Source organism: Pseudomonas sp. GV047 (assembly GCF_003058245.1).
Lineage (GTDB): Bacteria > Pseudomonadota > Gammaproteobacteria > Pseudomonadales > Pseudomonadaceae > Aquipseudomonas > Aquipseudomonas marginalis.
This window is the reverse complement of record NZ_QCWA01000003.1, coordinates 325,303-344,488: the sequence shown is the minus strand read 5'-3', so window position 1 is coordinate 344,488 and position 19,186 is coordinate 325,303. Positions and strand designations below refer to the sequence as shown.

Annotated in this window: 17 protein-coding genes; 2 read left to right on the top strand and 15 right to left on the bottom strand. The window is 60.6% G+C overall.

Annotation, left to right across the window (positions count from 1 at the left end; genetic code table 11):
• Window positions 1-6 precede the first annotated feature (6 nt).
• Window positions 7-987 carry a phasin family protein gene (locus C8K58_RS09905; protein ID WP_027605027.1) on the top strand — a complete coding sequence of 327 codons (981 nt, stop codon included), beginning with the start codon at window positions 7-9 and terminating at the stop codon, window positions 985-987.
• A 69-nt stretch (window positions 988-1,056) separates the two neighbouring features.
• Here the strand turns inward: C8K58_RS09905 and C8K58_RS09900 are convergent, their stop codons facing one another.
• The 6 genes from C8K58_RS09900 to C8K58_RS09875 form a co-directional block, all read right to left on the bottom strand.
• Entirely contained in the window at window positions 1,057-1,578 is a 522-nt protein-coding gene (locus C8K58_RS09900; protein WP_108573664.1) for a fimbrial protein, read from the bottom strand.
• An 18-nt stretch (window positions 1,579-1,596) separates the two neighbouring features.
• Complete coding sequence (locus C8K58_RS09895) at window positions 1,597-2,616, bottom strand: fimbrial protein (protein ID WP_315899008.1); 1,020 nt, start codon at window positions 2,614-2,616, stop codon at window positions 1,597-1,599.
• The gene (locus tag C8K58_RS09890; protein WP_043293457.1) at window positions 2,603-5,188 is read right to left on the bottom strand and encodes a fimbria/pilus outer membrane usher protein; all 2,586 of its coding nucleotides are present in this window, start codon (window positions 5,186-5,188) and stop codon (window positions 2,603-2,605) included. Before C8K58_RS09890 ends, C8K58_RS09895 begins: the two co-directional genes overlap by 14 nt.
• Window positions 5,189-5,346: 158 nt before the next feature.
• The gene (locus C8K58_RS09885; protein WP_098480519.1) at window positions 5,347-6,114 is read right to left on the bottom strand and encodes a molecular chaperone; all 768 of its coding nucleotides are present in this window, start codon (window positions 6,112-6,114) and stop codon (window positions 5,347-5,349) included.
• Between the two features lie 8 nt (window positions 6,115-6,122).
• On the bottom strand, window positions 6,123-6,890 hold the full coding sequence (locus C8K58_RS09880) for a molecular chaperone (protein ID WP_098480518.1): 768 nt from the start codon (window positions 6,888-6,890) through the stop codon (window positions 6,123-6,125).
• Between the two features lie 99 nt (window positions 6,891-6,989).
• Entirely contained in the window at window positions 6,990-7,571 is a 582-nt protein-coding gene (locus tag C8K58_RS09875; RefSeq protein WP_027605022.1) for a fimbrial protein, read from the bottom strand.
• A gap of 370 nt (window positions 7,572-7,941) precedes the next feature.
• On the opposite strand from C8K58_RS09875, the gene C8K58_RS09870 reads away from it, so the two are divergent.
• Window positions 7,942-8,604 (top strand): response regulator transcription factor, encoded by a 663-nt coding sequence (locus C8K58_RS09870; RefSeq protein ID WP_043293466.1) that lies wholly within the window; start codon window positions 7,942-7,944, stop codon window positions 8,602-8,604.
• Window positions 8,605-8,642: 38 nt separating this feature from the next.
• On the opposite strand, the gene C8K58_RS09865 is transcribed toward C8K58_RS09870, so the two are convergent.
• From C8K58_RS09865 to argS, 9 genes are all read right to left on the bottom strand, one after another.
• Complete coding sequence (locus C8K58_RS09865) at window positions 8,643-9,263, bottom strand: TetR/AcrR family transcriptional regulator (protein WP_027605020.1); 621 nt, start codon at window positions 9,261-9,263, stop codon at window positions 8,643-8,645.
• Window positions 9,264-9,290: 27 nt separating this feature from the next.
• A complete protein-coding gene (gene phaC / locus C8K58_RS09860; RefSeq protein WP_108573663.1) occupies window positions 9,291-10,973 on the bottom strand; it encodes a class II poly(R)-hydroxyalkanoic acid synthase in 1,683 nt (560 codons plus the stop codon).
• 88 nt (window positions 10,974-11,061) lie between these two features.
• A complete protein-coding gene (gene phaZ / locus C8K58_RS09855) occupies window positions 11,062-11,907 on the bottom strand; it encodes a poly(3-hydroxyalkanoate) depolymerase (protein WP_027605018.1) in 846 nt (281 codons plus the stop codon).
• A gap of 141 nt (window positions 11,908-12,048) precedes the next feature.
• A complete protein-coding gene (gene phaC, locus C8K58_RS09850; protein ID WP_108573662.1) occupies window positions 12,049-13,728 on the bottom strand; it encodes a class II poly(R)-hydroxyalkanoic acid synthase in 1,680 nt (559 codons plus the stop codon).
• 249 nt (window positions 13,729-13,977) lie between these two features.
• Window positions 13,978-14,355 (bottom strand): gamma-butyrobetaine hydroxylase-like domain-containing protein, encoded by a 378-nt coding sequence (locus C8K58_RS09845; RefSeq protein ID WP_027605016.1) that lies wholly within the window; start codon window positions 14,353-14,355, stop codon window positions 13,978-13,980.
• Window positions 14,356-14,504: 149 nt separating this feature from the next.
• The gene (gene hslU / locus C8K58_RS09840; RefSeq protein WP_027605015.1) at window positions 14,505-15,842 is read right to left on the bottom strand and encodes an ATP-dependent protease ATPase subunit HslU; all 1,338 of its coding nucleotides are present in this window, start codon (window positions 15,840-15,842) and stop codon (window positions 14,505-14,507) included.
• 37 nt (window positions 15,843-15,879) lie between these two features.
• Window positions 15,880-16,410 (bottom strand): ATP-dependent protease subunit HslV, encoded by a 531-nt coding sequence (hslV, locus tag C8K58_RS09835; RefSeq protein ID WP_010563201.1) that lies wholly within the window; start codon window positions 16,408-16,410, stop codon window positions 15,880-15,882.
• A gap of 258 nt (window positions 16,411-16,668) precedes the next feature.
• Window positions 16,669-17,370: an SPOR domain-containing protein gene (locus C8K58_RS09830; protein WP_027605014.1), complete on the bottom strand. Its 702-nt coding sequence runs from the start codon at window positions 17,368-17,370 to the stop codon at window positions 16,669-16,671.
• Between the two features lies 1 nt (window position 17,371).
• Entirely contained in the window at window positions 17,372-19,108 is a 1,737-nt protein-coding gene (gene argS / locus C8K58_RS09825) for an arginine--tRNA ligase (protein WP_027605013.1), read from the bottom strand.
• Window positions 19,109-19,186: the final 78 nt, after the last annotated feature.

Genomic DNA, 19,186 nt, shown 5'->3' with positions numbered 1-19,186 from the left:
ATCGGGATGGCTGTTAAAAAGACTACTCAGAAAGAAGGCAGCTCGTGGGTCGGGAAAGTTGAAGAGTATTCCCGCAAGATCTGGCTGGCTGGTTTAGGCGTTTACTCGAAGATCGACAGTGACGGCAGTAAACTCTTCGAGACGTTGGTTAAGGACGGCGAGAAAGCCGAGAAGTTGACCAAGAGCGCAGTGGGTAAACAAGTAGGTGCTGCTAAAGCCACTGCCGGTTCGCGCATCAGTGATGCGAAGAAACAGGTATTGGGTACTTGGGGCGAACTCGAAGGGGCTCTGGACAAGCGCCTCAACAGTGCTATTTCGCGCCTGGGCGTGCCGAGTAAAGCTGAGCTGAAGACCCTGCACAGCAAGGTCGATACCCTGACAAAGCAAATCGAAAAACTGACCGGTGCCAAAGTGGCTCCAGTGAAAGCGGCCGCCGCTAAACCGGCTGCCAAGCCTGCTGCAAAAACGGCCGCTGCCAAACCAGCGGCTAAAACGGCTGCCAAACCTCTGGTGAAAGCTGCCGCCAAGCCAGCTGCAAAACCCGCGGCCAAGGCAGCTGTAAAAGCAGTCGCTAAACCGGCTGCCAAAACCGCAGCGGCCAAACCGGCTGCCAAGGCCACCGCTAAACCCGTGGCTGCGAAAGCAACTGCCAAACCTGCGGCTAAGCCAGCAGTCAAGGCCGCCGCAAAACCGGCCGCTAAGCCCGCAGCCAAAACCGCAGCCGCCAAACCCGCGGCCAAGCCTGCCGCTGCTAAACCTGCGGCCAAGCCAGCTGCCGCGAAACCGGTGGCCAAGCCAGCCGCCAAACCTGCTGCGGCGAAGAAGCCAGCTGCAGCGAAAAAACCGGCAGCGCCTAAGCCTGCTGTTGCCGCCAAGCCGGCAACCACGGCACCGGCTGCTTCGACAGCCAACTCGGTGTCGGCACCCACGCCTGCCGCCACCCCGACTGCAACGCCGGTCACCCCGACGCCAACCAGTCAGTCCTGATTTTTCCGGGACGCGAAAAAAATGCCCGGCCTGCAAAGGCTGGGCATTTTTTTCGTGCGCGGTTCCCCATCAATTGTAAGTAATGGAAACGGTGACAGTGCTGTCCAGGGTACCCGCGGTAATTGGGGTGCCGGTTTTCCGATACGACGCATTCATCGGTAACAACGCTCTTGCGCCGCTTGTGGCGATCTGGCGAGTGCGCTCGGCGACAGAACCATTGGCGGGAATGTCAGCGACGTTTCGGTGGGAAAGCGAGAGCGCCGTCCCGGCTGAGGTTCCGGTGTTGGCGAACAATGCGCCATTGCCGCTGGACGGAGTGCCCGCGAACAGAAAGAACACATTTTGAATGTCCGATTCGCACTCGGCGGTAATGTCGAAATTTGTCGTACCCACTTCTTCGGATGAATCAAAATCCGATACTTTGATCGAGGGCAGGGTGATGGTGCGGGTCACATCACCGGCGGCCAGGTTGCAGGTGCCGGCGTTGACCTGGCCGGTAAAGCGCAAGGTGCCCGTGGTTGCGGCCTGGACCGCAGTGGCGGCCAGGCTCGCGATGATAGCCAGCAGCAGGGGCAGGGCTCGAATCCTCATTACATACTCCTCAGGTTTTTAGTTATAGGTGATGTTGACGGTCGCGGTCGTTTCGAGCCTGCCTTGGCTGACCGTGCCGTTCTTGTGATAGGCCGCACCCAGCGGCAGCACCGCGCGCCCCCCGGAGACCGGCACCGTGCGGGTGTTTTCGGTGCCGTTGGCGAGGATGTTCTGGATACCGCCGCCAATGCGCGAATACAGCCACAGGGCGACGCCACCGGCAGTGCCCGTATTGGCGAAGAGCCGATCATTGCCAGGTGCGGGGGTACCGGAAAAGCGGAAGGTCACGTTGGAAGCGTTGGTGCAGTTTGCGGTTAACTCGAAGTTGCGTGGGCCCGCGGTCGTTGCGTTGTTGAATGCGCCGACTTGCACCGGGTCGAGCGAGATCGTGCGGTTGACGTCGCCGGTTGCCAGGTCGCAGGTGGCGGCGGGCCTGACAAAGCGCACTGCGTTGCCGAGCCTCAAGGTAAAACTCTCCGGACGGTTATCCAGTCTCTGCACCCAAATGTTACCGGCAGGCACTGTCCCGTCTGTTACAGGCCCGGCTTTATAGAACCTCAACTCCGCGGCCATGAAGCTGGTGAGGGGGCCGCTGAATGTGCGTTGTTGGTTATGCATGCCAAAGAAAGGGTAAAGCGAGCCGGAATGTCGGATGCGCATGTGCACGCCCACGCCAGGAACCTCGGTCTCGTAGTACTTTGAGTGAGACCTTGCGTTGTAGCGCCCGGTAATCGTTAATAAAGTGTGGCCGCAATTCATGGTGTAAGAGGGTGCCGTACCAGTGAATTCCTTAATGACAATTTCAGACTCCACCGGGAGGCTGTCCGGCACGACGATTGTGGACGGAAGGGTGAGTGTGAATGTGTCGTTCTGATACCTGTCACACGCCGCTTGAGCCGCAATCGGCGAGCCAAGGACCAGCACTGTTGACATGAGTTGTATGGCGCGTTTCATCTTCAGTCCCGCAAAAGAAATAGGGCGGTTGCAGGCAAGCAGTGCGCTGGGCGTGCTCGCCTGCGCCGGATCAACTGCTTGCATTGCGCTCGCTCGACGGTGGCATGTGCTGTGCTGTATCGAGCCGGCAGGTGCCCGCGTCGAGATTAAGCAAGCGTTGGGTGCCGGCAATGTTCGACTGTGGACCCAAGTCGTAATGCAACTGGCATGCGGCGCCGGCATGGGGGCCCCACTTGATCGTCAATGGTCCCTGTGTACGAGACACTCGAACAAAGGCTTGACCACCCTGCCCGACCACCCCGACGCTCGCGCCGTCCTCATCGAACACATCCGCACCAAACGGCAGCGGGCTGCCATCCTCGCGCAGTGCCGTGATCAATATGGCCTGGCCGCTGACCGTCTCGAACTTAAGCTTCACCACCGAACCGGCACGGGGCGCTACGTTCTGGGCGGCGGTCTTGAGTTCCACATCGACCGAAAGGTCCTTCGGGTCCAGCTCCACGACGTTCTGGCGATACGGGGTCAGGTGGGGTACCACGGCGTAGCCGCTGTTACCGACTTGCGCGCTGTGGTTACCGTTGATCCGCGCACCCTGGGCGTCGGGCGCCTGGACGATGCCGATGGTGTCGCCCAACTCCGGGGCGAAGGTCACGCCGCCGGCGTGGGCAACGATGCCGCCGGTCATCCCCAGCGATACCGAGCGGTAGTCGCTGCTCTGCCCGTAACCGGCAGACAGCACGCCGTGGCTGGCCTGGTATTTCATATCGGCACTCGCGGCGTTGCCACTGCCTCGGGTTCGACTGGCACCAAGGCCATAGCTGAATTCGCTGCGTTCGCCAAGGCTGCCGCCGACGTTCACGCGCTCGCCACTGTTTTGGTCGCCGTGATAGACCGTGGTGGTCAGGGTCGGCGAACGCGCGCCGCTGCCCAGTGGCAGGCTCAAGGTCAGATCCACCTGCTTGTCGACTCGGTCGCTCAACAGGTCACGGGTGCGCTGTGCACTGACGGTATAGTGAAGGCCCTTCCAGGTGCCGCTGTATCCCGCGGTAAAGGTCAGGTTGCCACTTGTGCGGTTCCAATAGTTTTGCGAAGAACCGGTCAGGTAAACCGAGCCGTTGCCCAGGCTCTGGTTGAGGCTTATGTCCATTCTGTCGCGCAGGCGCGAGACGCTGTCGAGGCTGAGTCCGTCGATGGCAAGGTCGCGAACCCGTGCGGCATCGCCCACGCTCAGGAACCCTTCAGTGGAATAGCGGTAGGCCCCCAATGCGAAGTGAGTGCCGGTGTCTGCGAAATTCTTGCTGTAGCGCAGTTGCAGGCTTTGTCCCTCACGCGAACCGTGTCCAGGTACATGGGCATTGGAGTGGGTCAAGTCAAATGACACCGCACCCAATGGCGTGTTGAGTGCCGTTCCCAATAATTGTGAGTTGTAGTCTTGGCCCACGACCGCACCGGTATAGCCGGTCAGTAGATTGCTGAGGCCATGCTGGTAGGTCGCCTGCATCAGTGTGGGTGGGTGCCGAAGGCCAAGCTCGTCGAGCTGGCCGATGCTCAGCGAATAGCGGTGGTGGCCGGGTCGCAGGAGGTTGGCGTTGGCCGCAAAGGGGACGATGAACTCCCGCTGACGGCCATCCGCCTCGGTGATCGTGACGGTCAGGTCGCCGCCATATCCGGTAGGGAATAAATCATTGAGTACAAACGGCCCAGGCGCCACCGACACCTCATCCAGCAGTACCCCGCGCTGGCGCACGGTAACCCGCGCGTTGGTCTCGGCAACGCCGCGCACCACGGGGGCAAAACCGGTCTGGGAATCAGGCAGCATCCGGTCATCGCTGAACAGGCTCGCACCCCGCAGGCGGACGCTGTCGAACAGCTCGCCCGGCGTGTAGATTTCGCCGACCATCAATTGAGACTGCAGCGAGCTCATTTCACGCTGAACGTAGGTGCTGCTGCTTTGGTAGCCAGTGCCCACCTTTGATTGGCTGTAGCTGCCGTTGTGGCGCCAATGCCAGTCGCCCAGGTTGAGCCCGGTGTTCAGGCCGACGTAGTTGGAGTTGAGCGACTGATGCCTGGTTTGGGTGGCAAAGGTGTTGGCGTTGTAACGCACGAAGGCAGCGTCGATGCCACTGTCCCAGTGTTTGGGATCGATATAACCCCGAGCCTTGCGTGCGAGGTAAATCTGCGGAATCTGCAGGTCAAGGCGATTTTCACCGGAATCGAACCGGCCGCTGGCGCCTGGCAGGTAGCTGGCAATATCGGCGCATGCGGAAAATACGGCGTCGGTCGATTGCCTGTCGACCGCCTCCATGTCGATGCCGAACCTGAAGAGCGCGTCACGCTCAAGGCACATCTGCGCAGTGTCTTGTCCGTCCATCGCTTTGAACGATAGCGTCTCTCTGCCTATCCATTGGCCGTTGAGATAAACCTCCGCACGGTAGCTGCCGGGTAGCACGACGTTGCCTTGGTTGAACTTTGAAATGTCGACCTGCAAGCCCGCTGCCCCGCCGGGAAAAAAGGCCGGGTTGAATACAGAATGCGTGGCGTCTTGGGCCGCTGCAGTGTGGGCGCCACCCAACAGCAATAGACCTTGAGCTACAAGCGTCAACCTGAAAGGCGATATAAACCCGTTTTCGGGTCTGGCCGGTGTTTTCGAACTCATGGATACCGTTCCCGGGGAAAGTTGTGGTCCGAATTGCGACAAAGCGCGGCCCTGTCCTGACGAACAAGTACTGAACGGACGTGTTTGATTTGTGCTGCGGCGGGTCAATCAACCTCGAGAGGCAGGGACTGGACCCTGATGAACTCAGGGTGGGGCGATCATGGCGACACCTTGGCGCTGTGCTGGATCGTGAGCCCGAAGTCGTCGAGCGTCTGGAACTCCACGGTCATCTCGGCCGTACGCAACGACGCAAGCCCTGCAATCTGGAAGTGGTTGCGGCTATCGGGCGCCACCATATTGTCTCCGCTCGATGCAGCGGATTTGCGCGCATGGCGCTGCCCCTTCGCGACCACTTCGATCTTGTCGAAATTCACGTAATAGGGGGTCGGGTTATAGACCTCCAGTGACGGGCCGTGCTCGGTGGTTACGCTGCGCCACTGCAATTTGGCCGGCGCGGCTTCGGCCGCAAAGGGCAGGCTGGGCGGTCGGAGAAACACCTTGATCCTGGAGCGGAAGGCAAGTTGCAACTGGTTGCCCTGGGCGGCATCTTCGGCCTGCGAAGGCACTTCGAGTAAGTTGAACCAGTACAGGCTTTCCTGCGCAGACGGCAGCGTTTCGCCGGTGTATGCCAGGCGCACGACGTGTTGCCGGCCTGGCTCGATACGAAAGATCGGCGGCGTGACAACAAAGGGGATTCCGCCGGCGTCCGGGGTAGAGTGCTCGTCACCCTTGTCCAGCCATGCCTGCATCAGGACGGGTACCTGATTCTTGCTTTCCAGCCTTACTGTGACTTCCTTGTCCTGTTGCGGATAGATGATCCGTGTGCTGCTGATCACAACGCTTGCCTGCGCCATGACGGGACAGATCAGTGCAAGCGTCAACAGGCTGAGTCTGGTTAGCCAATGTGAGATCAAAGTCGCGTTCATGCTGCGGGTTATCCTGCGGACGAAAGGGTGACAGCCGTCGTGTGCTGCACGCGGGCGCCAAAATCGCTGACGGAAACGAACTCGACCTTGGGGTTGCCGTTGGGACGAATACGCAACTGGGGCAATGCAAACAGTTTCATGTCTCCGGCCGGCAATAACAGACCGTCATTGGCCGCCTGGCTCGGCGCCTTGTTGAACCGTTTGCCTTCGCTCAGCAACGCGACCGATGCCAGCGAAATATGGTAGGGCGTGGGGTTGGTCGCTTGCAGGGCGAACCCATTGTCATGGGGGACCAGTTTCCACTGCAGTCTGGTTGCCGCGCTGCTGACGGGGTATGGCAACCCTTGTGGGCGCAGGAACACCCGCAAGCGAGTGCGAAACGACAATTCGATCTGGTTGTTTTGCGCGGCGTCGGCGGAAGTCGGCGGCACTTCGAATATGTTCAACCAGAACAGGCTTTCGCGATCAGTAGGCAACGGGGCGCCGGAATAACGCAGGCGCAATGCCTGTTGTTGGTGCGGTTCGATGCGAAACATCGGCGGTGAGAGGGTGAACGGAGTCTGCGCAGTCGCTGGTGTCGAGTTTCGGTCGCCCGTATCCAGCCAGGTCTGTACCAGTGCCGGGCGATCGCCTTTATTTTCCAGGCGCACAACCACTTCCTGCTGCTCAGCGGGGTAGATCACGCGTGTGCCATGGACAATGATGCCGGCATGGGCGTTGAGCGCGTGCAGCGATAGCAGCCCGAGGGCAAAGGTGGCGAGAGCACGGCAGGCCATTCTTTTAATCATTTGAAGTCTCTTCGAGTCTGGGGGCGGACCCGCAATGCAATTGCAGGTCCCGGGCTTCGAGGTCTGCGTATGCAGACGTGTTGTCCCTTACTCGGCGTATTCGACCAGGAAGCCGACGCGTGTTTTCACCGTGCCTTCGGTTGCGGCGCCGCTGGCGTACATTTGGGCTGCCAGCGGGATAATGGCCTGGTTATCGGCGATCACGACGCCCTCGGATTTATCGGTGTAGACGTTGATCGGGGAGCCGTCGCGGTTAGTGACTTCGACCTGTACGTTCTTGGCATTGGTAGTGTCGGAAGGGTCGTCGTAGCCGTCGATGTTCAAGCGCCCGGTCGCCACGTCAATGGCCGGGCTGGTTGGGTCGAACGCCACCATGGCGGTGCGGCCGTTGGTGCAACTGCCTTCGCCGGGCCCGCCAATGCGAATGGTGAAACCGGTGAGGTTGGCGCGACTGCCAGCGGTTGCCAGGCGTGAAGCAGAGACGCCGCCCAGGTTGACGTCCTTGACCACTGCGCCTGTGCCAGGTGCGGCACCCTCGACGGTGCAGGTCACATCGGTCACCAACCCCGTGAAGTTGATGACCCCGTCGTTGGTGGCGAATGCGGGCCGTGATAACGCAGCTGTCAGGGCAAGAAGTGTTGCAGCGGTGGAGATAGCGGTAAATTTCATGATGATTCCGGTCGTGATTTTAATAAACGAGAGCCGCCACAGGTAAAAAGCAGCACCTGTAGTTCGTTTCGAACTAGTCTCTAATGGCGGTTATATAATTTGGCGTGCAGTGCCAGATGGCATCTATAGTGAAGTGGCGAGTTTTATCTCGTGATAGTTCGAAAAATAATCGGGTTAACTTAGGAATTGTCTGTAGTACTGGGAATTATCTGTAGGATGTTGCTGAAGGGGTAACGCTTATTGCCCCGCTATGTTGATCCCTTGATGGGGCAGGGTATACCGTGCTCGCAGCAGCGAATAATGTTGCGGTGTTGTATTTACTTATGCGGGTTTATTTATGCCTACTTCAATATCCACTACGTATACCGTCATGCTGCTAGATGACCATGCGATGCTTCGGCAGGGGATCGAGTTGGGGTTGAGCAACGAGGCCGACCTCCATGTGGTCGGCTCTTTCGGGACGGCCAAGGAATTACTGGAAGCCCTTGCGCGGCGCCCGGCGGATGTGGTGGTAATGGACTTCATCCTGGCCCCTTCGGACAACGATGGCCTGAGTCTTATACAAGCGCTGAACCGGCGCTTCAGCCAGTGCCGGCCGTTGATTGTCTGTTCGCATTACACGCCCGCTACCGTATCACTGTCGCTGAAGGCTGGCTGTTGGGGAATCCTGGGTAAAACCCAGAACCTGACGGAGTTGATCACGGCTATTCGAACCGTCGCCCAAGGTCGAATTTATCTGCAGCCTTGCATGGTGCCTGCTTTGCAGGGCATGCAATCAATGCTGGAAGTCGTGAGTATGAAGTCGAAAATGGACTATGCAACGCCGTTGCGCTTGAACGCCTGTCTTACGCCTAAAGAACAGGAGGTGCTGCGATGTTTTCTGGATGGAATGTCGGTGAATTCGATTGCCGCAAAGTTTTCACGCAGTGCGAGTACGATCAGTACGCAGAAACAATCGGCTTATAGAAAATTGGGAATCAAGAATGACAGTGAGTTATTCAAGTTTACCCAGCAATTCGGGGAGTTTGAATGATTCGGCTCAACTGTCAGCCGCAGATTTCCGGATAATGCTTAAACATGATCGTCCAGATAGCGCAGCGCCAATCGCTCCGTGGCCTGCCGCGCCGCAGGTAGCAGATGCGGCGCCACCAGCATCATGACCTGATACACCACCACCCGCACCTCGCCCTCACGGTCGAGAATGCGTTGGTAGTCCAGGGAGAACAGCAGGGTCATGGTGATCTGCTCCACCAACTGGCCCAGCGCCTGGGTGTCACTGACCAGTTGCCCGTCCGCCTTCAGGCGCGCCAGCAAGGACGCGAGGGTGCGCTTGAGTGCGGTCAGCAGGTTGCGAATGCCCTTGGCCAGTTTCGGCAGGCGCCCCGCCAGGTTCGACAGGTCCTGGAACAAAAACCGGTATTGGGCCATGCGTTCGATGATCAGGTGCAGGAACAGCCAGTAATCCTGGGCCTGCAGTTGCGCGTCCGCCGGCGGGTCGAGCAGCGGCGCCAATTCGCCCTGGAAGCGCTCGAACAACCCCAGCACCAGCGGTTCCTTGCCATGGAAGTGGTAGTAGAGGTTGCCGGGGCTGATCCCCATTTCATTGGCCACCTCCATGGTCGACACGTTCGGCTCGCCCTTCTGGTTGAACAACTGCAAGGCACATTCAAGGATACGGTCGCGGGTCTTCATCCAGTCTTCTTAATCTGATCGTTGAGCTCAGCGCACTCGCACATAGGTGCCGGGCGCCGCTTCCATGGGTGGGTAATTCTGGTTGCCCAGGGCGGTGAGGGTTTCGCGCTGTACGCCCGAGCGCTGCTGGATCCACGCCAGCCACTGCGGCCACCAACTGCCCTCGACGTGGTTGGCGTCGTAGTACCAGGCACGCGGGTCGCTGCTCAGCTTGGGATTTTCGACGTAGTTGGCCTTGGGGTTGCCCGGCGGGTTGAGGATGCTCTGGATATGCCCGCTGTTGGACAGCACGAAGCGCCGCTCGCCACCGAGCAATTGCGTGGAGCGATACACCGCGTCCCACGGCGTGATGTGGTCGTTGATCCCGGCCACGCTGAAGCTGTCCACCGTGACCTTCTGCAGGTCGATGGGCGTGCCGCACACTTCCAGGCCGCCGGGATGGCTCAGCGGGTTGTGCTTGAAGAAATCGAGCAGGTCGCCATGCAGTGCGGCGGGCAGGCGCGTGTTGTCGTTGTTCCAGTACAAAATGTCGAAGGCCGGCGGTTCCTTGCCCAGCAGGTAATTGTTGATCCAGTAGTTCCAGATCAGGTCGTTGGGACGCATCCAGGCGAACACCTTGGCCATGTCGCGGCCGTCCAGCACGCCTTGCTGGTAGGAACGACGCTTGGCGGCTTCCAGGGTTTGCTCATCGGCGAACAGCATGGCGGGGCTGTCGATCTGGCTGTCCAGCAGGCTCACCAGGTAGCTGGCGCTGGAGATGCGGCGCAGCTGGCGCTTGGCTTGCAAGTGGCCTTGCAGGGCGGCGATGGTCAGGCCACCGGCGCAGGCGCCCATCAGGTTGACCTCGCGGGCACCGGTGATGGCCCGGCAGACGTTGAGTGCTTCCTCCAGCGCCGCCACATAGGTGGACAGGCCCCATTCGCGGTGGCGCACGTCCGGGTTGCGCCAACTGACCATGAAGGTCTGCAGGCCGTTCTTGAGGGCGTACTGCACGAAGCTGTTGGCCGGGCTCAAGTCGAAGATGTAGTACTTGTTGATTTGCGGCGGCACGATCAGCAGCGGCCTGGCGTACTGTTTTTCGCTCATGGGCTTGTATTGGATCAACTCAAGCAGCTCATTGCGAAATACCACCGAGCCTGGGGTGGTGGCCACGGTCTTGCCGACTTCAAAGGCCTGTTTGCTCACTTGGCGCGGCAGGCCGTTGTTGTGCAGCAGGTCGTCGAACAGGTTGCTCACGCCGCGCACCACACTGTTGCCGCCGGAGTTGAGCAGCTCCTTGACGGCCAGCGGGTTGAGCAGGGTGTTGGAGGGCGACACGGCGTCGTTGATCAAGGCGAAGGCAAAGTGCGCGCGGGCGCGGTCGTCGTCACTCAGTGAGCTGTCATCGATCCACTGGCGGGTCTGCTTCTGCCAGCTCAAATAGGCTTGCAGGCTGCGTCGGTAGAACGGGTTGAGCGTCCAGGTCGGGTCGCTGAAGCGGCTGTCCCGTGGGTTGGGCTCGTGCACGCTCTCACCCAGCAGCACACGACCCAGTTGACCGCCCAGGGCCAGGGCGTGACGGGCGGTATGCACCGGGTTGCGCCAGCCGTGGGCGGCAACGCTGCGTAAGGTCGACAGCAAATCCCGACCGCGCAGGCCGGTGATCGCGTTTTGTGCGTTGATGAACGCGGCAGGGGTGGGCGCCGGGTTCGTCACGGGTCTTTCTCGCATGAGCCAACACTCCTTCGTCAAGCCATCAACAGGCACGCCAATTCAGAACCATAGTCGGTTCTCGGCAAGTTGCGCGGCGGTGTGGTCCTTACACCGCAGGTCGCGGGTGAATCACGGCCCGCATGCGCTCCTCCTCGAGAAACTTCATGATGATCGGCGCCACGGCTTCAGCCCGGGTGATCAGGAACAGGTGGCCGTCATCGATGATGTGCAACTGTGCGTTGGGAATGCGCCAGGCCAGCATGCGCATGTTGACCAGCGGGATCAGCGGGTCGTCGTCCCCGGCCAGCACCAGGGTCGGCTGGCGGATCTTGTGCAGCCAGTGGATGCTGGTCCAGCCCAACCCCGCGAAGAGTTGCCAGTAGTAGCCCAGCTTGCCGGCCGAGCGCACTTTGCTCGCGTGCTCGGCCGCCAGTTTCGAATCGCGGCGGAACGAACCGCCATAGATCATCGGTGCGATGCGCACCACGTGGGACGGTTGGATATAGCGCCGGGGGCTGGCCATCAGCCACAGCACCTTCGGCTTGCCTGGCACCATAAAGGCACCGGCCGCGGTCGCCGCCAGGATCAGTTTCTTGCAGCGTTCCGGGTAGTCGTAGGCAAACTGCTGCGCCAAGGCGCCGCCCCAGGACACGCCCACCGCATTCACCTGGCCATAGTCCAGGTAGTCCAGCATGCGCGCAGTGAGCTTGGCCAGGCCGGGAAAACGATAAGGCCGGTTGGGCGTCGAGGAGCCACCCACGCCCGGCACATCGAAGGCGATCACTTCCAGGTCCGGGTCCAGGGCCTGGACGAACGGAAACACCAGCTCAAGGTTGGCGCCGATACCGTTGAAGATCAGCAACGGCGTCAAGTGGGGCTTGCCCGGGCGTACCGCCGTGCGGATGGTCTGGCCATCCAGGTCGATGGTACGAAAGATGAACGGTTGCGGCATGCTCAAGCCCTGTGAGATGTGACGGTTGGAATGCAGGCCAACGGTGGGAGGGAGGGGGCTTGCCCCCGATTGCAATTGATCAGATGGCTGACACACGGCCATCGGGAGCAAACCCCCTCCCACATTTGAACGCATTTCAATTCAGCGTTCGTGTACGTAAGTCCCGGGGGCTGCTTCCGCTGCGGCATAGGTCTTGTTACCCAAAGTCGTCGGTGCCTTCTTCAGCTTGCCCGCCCGTTCCGCTTGCCACGCCTGCCAATGCAGCCACCACGAGTCAGTATGCTTGGTCGCATTCTCCTGCCACTCCAGTGGCTTGCCCGCCAGGCTGTCGCTGGTCTGGTAGCGCGCCTTGGGGTTGCCGGGCGGGTTGAGGATGCTCTGGATATGCCCGCTGCTGGAGAGTACGAATTCCACCTTGCCGCCAAACAACTGTGCCGACTTGTAGCACGACTGCCAGGGCGTGATGTGGTCGTTGGTGCCGGCCAGTGAATAGATATCGGCCGTGACCTGCTTGAGGTCGATGGGCGTGCCGCACACTTCCAGAGCATTGGCGCGCACGAGTGGGTTGTTTTTGAACAGTTCGATCAGGTCGCCGTGGAAGGCAGCCGGCAAGCGCGTGGTGTCGTTGTTCCAGAACAGGATGTCGAACACCGGCGGCTCATTGCCCAGCAGGTAGTTGTTGACCCAGTAGTTCCAGATCAGGTCGTTGGGGCGCATCCAGGCGAACACCTTGGCCATGTCGCGGCCTTCCAGTACACCGGCCTGGTAGGAGTGGCGCTTGGCCGCTTCCAGGGTCTGCTCATCCACGAACAGCGCGACCTGGGTGTCCAGGGTGGTGTCCAGCACGCTCACCAGCAGGGTCAGGGCGTTGACCTTCTTCTCCCCCAGCGCCGCGTAGTGGCCCAGCAGGGCGGTGCAGGTGATGCCGCCGGAGCAGGCGCCGAGCATATTCACGTCTTTGCTGCCGGTGATCGCGGTGACCACGTCGACCGCTTCCTTGAGCGCCTCGATATAGGTCGACAGGCCCCATTCGCGCTGGGCCTTGGTCGGGTTGCGCCAACTGACGATAAAGGTCTGCTGCCCATTGCGCAGGCAGAAGCGCGCCAGGCTCTTTTCCGGGCTCAGGTCGAATACATAGAATTTGTTGATCTGCGGCGGTACCACCAGCAACGGGCGTTCGTGCACCTGTTCGGTGATCGGCTTGTACTGGATCAACTCCAGCACGTCGTTGCGAAATACCACCGCCCCTTCGGTGATGCCCAGGGTCTTGCCCACTTCAAACGCGCCCATGTTGACCTGGCTCGGCATGCCGCCGTTGTGCACCATGTCCTTGGCCAGGTGTGACAGGCCGTCGAGCAGGCTCTTGCCGCCGGTTTCAAAGAAGCGTTTGACCGCCGCCGGGTTGGCCGCGCTGTTGGTAGGGGCCATGGCTTCGGTCATCAGGTTGATTACGAAGTGGCCGCGGCTGATGTCCTGTTCCGACAGGTTACTGTGGCCGATCCAGTCGTGCAGTTCCTTGCGCCACGCCAGGTAGGTTTGCAGGTAGCGTTTGTAGAGCGGGTTCTGGCTCCAGGCTGGGTCGTGGAAGCGACGGTCATCGCTTTCGGGCTGCAGCTGCGATTTGCCGAACATCACGTTCTTCAATTCAACGCCAAAATGGGCGACGTGCTTGACGCTGTGCAACGGTTGCTTGATGGCTTGGGTCAGCACCATCTTGGCCGAGGCCAGTAAATCCTTTTTACGTAACGCGATGATCGGGTTGAGCCCCAGGGTGTTTTCCGAGGCCTGGCGTTTCAAGTCATCGTTGTTCTTGTTACTCATCTACGACGCTCCATTGTCCGAAAGACGAGTACCGGGTACCGCTGCGCACCAGGTTTCGATACACAACACAAGCCAGGTACTGCGACTCGGGTGACCGTTGATACCGCATCGTCAAATGCAGGGAACTTGCCAGTTCCATTGGTTACCCGAGTTTAATTTTTTTCGCAAGCGGGCCAATCGTTGGCCACGCGACAGGGCATTCAAGCAGATGAAATTAGAAAATGCCCTCTAAAGAGCAAGAAGCCTGGACTAGAGCATCAGCCGCACGACCGACTCGCTCGGATCACGGGTTTTGCCGGCTGCCTTGAGCTCGGCGAGATAATCGGCCCACAACGCGTCCTGACGCACGGCCAATTGGTAGAGGTAGTCCCAGGTGAACAGTCCGCTGTCATGTCCGTCGTCGAAGGTCAATTTCAGTGCGTACTGGCCGGCTGGTTCGATCTTGGTCAGGCGCACGTTGAGCTTGCCGAATTGCAGGATGGGCTTGCCGTGGCCCTGGACCTCGGCGGAAGGCGAATGCACCCGCAGCAGTTCGGCGGGCAACTGGTAGACCTCGTCGGGCCCATAGGTGAGGCCGAGGGTGTTGGAGGTTTTGTGCAGGTTTACAGCGGTAGGAAACTTGGCCATATGAGGTGCTCTTGAATAAACCGGCTTAAAAATGTGGGAGGGGGCTTGCCCCCGATTGCAGTGGGTCAGCTATAGATAAGCTGACTGATCCACCGCTATCGGGGGCAAGCCCCCTCCCACATTTGAAGCAAAGCAGTTCTGTGTGAGGCTTACAGAATATACCGCGACAAGTCCTCGTTCTGCGCCAATTCGCCCAGGTGGCTGTTGACGTAGTCGGCGTCGATCTTGATCGCTACGCCATTCTGCGCCCCGGCCATGTCGCCGGCGCTGAAGGACACTTCCTCAAGCAGGCGCTCAAGCAAGGTGTGCAGGCGGCGCGCACCGATGTTCTCGGTCTTCTCGTTGACCTGCCAGGCAATCTCCGCCAGGCGCTTGATACCGTCCGGCAGGAACTCGATGCCCAGCCCTTCGGTTTTCAGCAGCTCACGGTACTGCTCGGTGAGCGACGCATGGGGTTCGCTGAGGATGCGCTCGAAGTCGCCGGGGGTCAGCGCCTTCAGCTCTACGCGAATCGGCAGCCGGCCTTGCAGCTCGGGCACCAGGTCGCTTGGCTTGCTCAGGTGGAACGCACCCGAAGCGATAAACAGGATGTGGTCGGTCTTGACCATGCCCAGCTTGGTATTGACGGTGCAGCCTTCGATCAGCGGCAGCAGGTCGCGCTGAACACCTTCGCGGGATACATCGACGCCGCCGGAGTTGCCGCGCTTGGCGACCTTGTCGATCTCGTCGATAAACACGATGCCATGCTGCTCAACGGCTTCCAGGGCCTTGGCCTTGAGCTCTTCGTCGTTGACCAGGCGTCCCGCTTCTTCATCGCGTACCAGCTTCAGCGCGTCCTTGACCTTGAGCTTGCGGCTTTTCTTCTTGCCCTTGCCCATGTTGGCGAACAGATTCTGCAACTGGCTGGTCATTTCTTCCATGCCAGGCGGTGCGGAGATGTCGACGCCAGAGACTTCAGCGACTTCGATCTCGATTTCCTTGTCGTCCAACTGGCCTTCACGCAGGCGCTTGCGGAACAGCTGGCGGGTGTTGGAATCCGAGGCCGGTGCGGCATCTTCGTTGAAGCCCATGCGCGCGGGTGGCAGCAGGGCGTCGAGGATGCGTTCTTCGGCGGCGTCTTCGGCGCGGTGGCTGACCTTGGTCATTTCCTGCTCGCGCAGCAGCTTCAGGGCAGCGTCGGCCAGATCACGAATGATCGACTCGACATCGCGGCCCACATAGCCGACTTCGGTGAACTTGGTCGCTTCGACCTTGATGAACGGCGCGTTGGCCAGCTTGGCCAGGCGTCGCGCGATCTCGGTTTTACCGACGCCGGTCGGGCCGATCATCAGGATGTTCTTCGGTGTTACTTCAACGCGCAATTCTTCGGGCAGTTGCATCCGGCGCCAGCGGTTACGCAGCGCGATGGCAACGGCGCGCTTGGCATCGTCCTGGCCGATGATATGGCGATTGAGTTCATGGACGATTTCGCGGGGAGTCATGGACATAGTGTTTGGCGGCCTCAAGCGGGAATAAGCCTGTGGCTTACTCGGCGAGGTCCTGCTCCTCAATGGTGAAGTTGTGGTTGGTGAACACGCAGATATCGCCGGCGATGCCCAGGGCGGTCTCGACGATTTCGCGGGCCGACAGGTCGGTTTTCTTCAACAGTGCGCTGGCTGCGGCTTGTGCATACCCGCCGCCGGAGCCCATGGCGATCAGGCCATGTTCAGGTTCAACCACATCGCCGTTACCGGTGATGATCAGGGACGCATCTTTGTTGGCGACGGCCAGCATGGCTTCCAGGCGGCTGAGGGAGCGGTCGGTGCGCCATTCCTTGGCGAGTTCGACCGCGGCGCGTACGAGGTGGCCCTGGTGTTTTTCCAGCTGGCCTTCGAAACGCTCGAAGAGGGTGAAGGCGTCGGCGGTTGCACCGGCAAAACCGGCGAGGACCTGGCCGTGATACAGGCGACGCACTTTTTTCGCATTGCCTTTCATCACGGTATTGCCCAGGGAAACCTGGCCGTCGCCGCCCATGACGACTTTGCCGTGGCGACGTACTGAAACGATGGTGGTCAAGGGGAGAGTCTCCACGCAGCGGGGCGAAAATGCCCTGATGGAAACTCATATGGGGGTGGCGGGGGGGATTTCAACCATGGGGGTTTATGGCGGACGAGTGGTGTTTATCGGTCTGACACCCATTTCAGAGCGCTGCAAAACCAACTGTGTGAGGGGGCTTGCCCCCGATAGCGGTAGATCAGTCAATATTTTCGGCGACTGATACACCGCCATCGGGGGCAAGCCCCCGCCCACATTTTTATCGAAGTTGAGCCCGAATCAGCGGCTCTGGCGCTGTTGTAACAACAGGTTGCTAAACCCGGCGCCGGCCAATTGCTTCTGCGCCACGGTGAGCTGTTCGCGGTTGCTGAACGGCCCCACCAGCACGCGATACCAAGTCGCGTCCTTCACCGTGCCGGACTCCACCGTCACCGTCTGGCCCAACAGAATGATCTGCGCACGCACGCGATCCGCATCGGCCTGCTTCGGGAACGAGCCCGCCTGCAGGAAGAACTTGGTCACCGGCGCGGCCTTGGTTTCGGCAACCGGTGGTGCTGGCGGCGGAGTAATCCCGGCCAACGCCGCCTGGGCCCGGGCGGTATCGATTTTCGCGGCTTCTGCCGGGGTTACCGGGGTGGTCGGCACTTGCGGCGTCGGCAGGGTTTTCTCCGGCACGGCGTCAGGCGGCACGATCACTTCCGATTCCGGCAGCAGCGTATAGAAGTCGTACTTCGGCTTTACCGGTGCTGTCGGGCTCGGTGCAGTCTTGTTGGCTTCGGCCATTTTCGTGGCCTTCTGCTGCTCCTGCTTGACCCGTTTGACGTCATCGCCCTGGCCTGGGTCCAGCTTCATCAGGAACACGATAAACGCGCCGACCGTGAGGCCGATGGCCATCCACAACCAGCCTGGGATCGGCTTCTTCGCCGGGGCCTGGTAGCGGCTGGCGCCGCGCTTGGGTGCAGGTTTTTTCTTGGCAGCCAACTTACATACGCTCCAGAGTTTCCAGGCCCAACAGTTCCAGGCCTTGCTTGAGGGTCCGTCCAGCCAGTGCGGCGAGGCGCAGGCGACTTTGCTTCTGGGCTTCGTCGTCGGCGGTGAGGATCGGGCAGTTCTCGTAGAAGCTGGAGAACAACCCGGCGACTTCGTACAGGTAGGTGCACAGGATATGCGGCGTGCCTTTCTCGCCGACGCTGTTCAGTACTTCGCCGAATTGCGCCAGCTTGGCGGCCAGCTCCTGTTCATGGGGCGCGTCCAGCACGATGCGGCCTTCGACTTCGCTGAAGTCCTTGCCCAGCTTGCGGAACACACCGGCCACGCGGGTGTAGGCGTACAGCAGGTACGGCGCGGTGTTGCCCTCGAAGTTGAGCATCAGTTCGAAGTTGAAGCTGTAGTCGCTGGTGCGGTGCTTGGACAGGTCGGCGTATTTCACCGCGCCAATCCCCACCACGCGGGCAATATTGCGCAGGTCGGCCTCGGCCAGCTCCGGGTTCTTTTCCTTCACCAGGTTGTAGGCGCGGTCCTGGGCTTCGTTGAGCAGGTCGATCAGCTTGACGGTGCCGCCATCGCGGGTCTTGAACGGGCGGCCATCGGCGCCGTTCATGGTGCCGAAGCCCATGTGCTCCATGTGCATCGGATGGGTGACGAAACCGGCGCGACGTGCCACTTCGAACACCTGCTGGAAGTGCAGGGCCTGGCGCTGGTCGACGAAATACAGCGCACGGTCGGCCTTGAGCACGCCGCTGCGGTAGCGCACGGCCGCGAGGTCGGTGGTGGCGTAGAGGTAGCCGCCATCGGCCTTGACGATGATCACCGGCAGCGGCTCGCCGTCGGCGGTCTTGAATTCTTCGAGGAACACGCACTGCGCGCCGTTGCTCTCCACCAGCAGGCCCTTGGCCTTGAGGTCGTTGACCACGTTGATCAGGTCGTCGTTGTAGGCGCTTTCGCCCATCACGTCGGCCATGGTCAGCTTGACGTTGAGCAACTCGTAGATTTCCTGGCAGTGGGACAGCGAGATCTCGCGGAAGCGGCCCCACAGTTCCAGGCATTCCTTGTCGCCGGCTTGCAGCTTGACCACCAGACCGCGGGCGCGATCGGCGAACTCTTCGGATTCGTCGAAACGCTTCTTGGCGGCGCGGTAGAAGTTCTCCAGGTCCGACAGCTCGTTGCTGGTGATCGGGTTTTCCTGCAGGTAGGCCATCAGCATGCCGAACTGAGTGCCCCAGTCGCCTACGTGGTTCTGGCGGATCACGGTGTCGCCGAGAAACTCCAGGACCCGGGCCACGCCGTCGCCGATGATGGTCGAGCGCAGGTGACCGACATGCATCTCCTTGGCCAGGTTGGGCGCCGACAGGTCGATGGCCACGCGCTGAGCCGGGCCGGCCTTGCGTACGCCGATCCTGGCGTCGGCCAGGGCCGCATCCAGGCGTGAAGCCAGGGCCTGGGTGTTCTGGAAGAAGTTGATAAAGCCCGGGCCGGCGATTTCGGCCTTGGTAACGCTCTCGTCGGCAGGCAGCGCGGCGATGATTTTTTCCGCCAGGTCGCGCGGCTTCATGCCGGCCGGCTTGGACAGCATCATCGCGATGTTGCTGGCGAAGTCGCCGTGGGTCTTGTCGCGGGTGTTTTCCACCTGGATCGCCGGCGTCAGGCCTTCAGGCAACACACCTTCGTTGACGAGTTGGGTGAGGGCTTGTTGGATCAGCTGGCGAATGGTGTCTTTCATGGTGTTCTCTTTCGACCGCAAGCGGCGGCGCGCGATGCGCAGGTGGAAAAACTGGGCATTATCCGTGGCGAGGGCGGG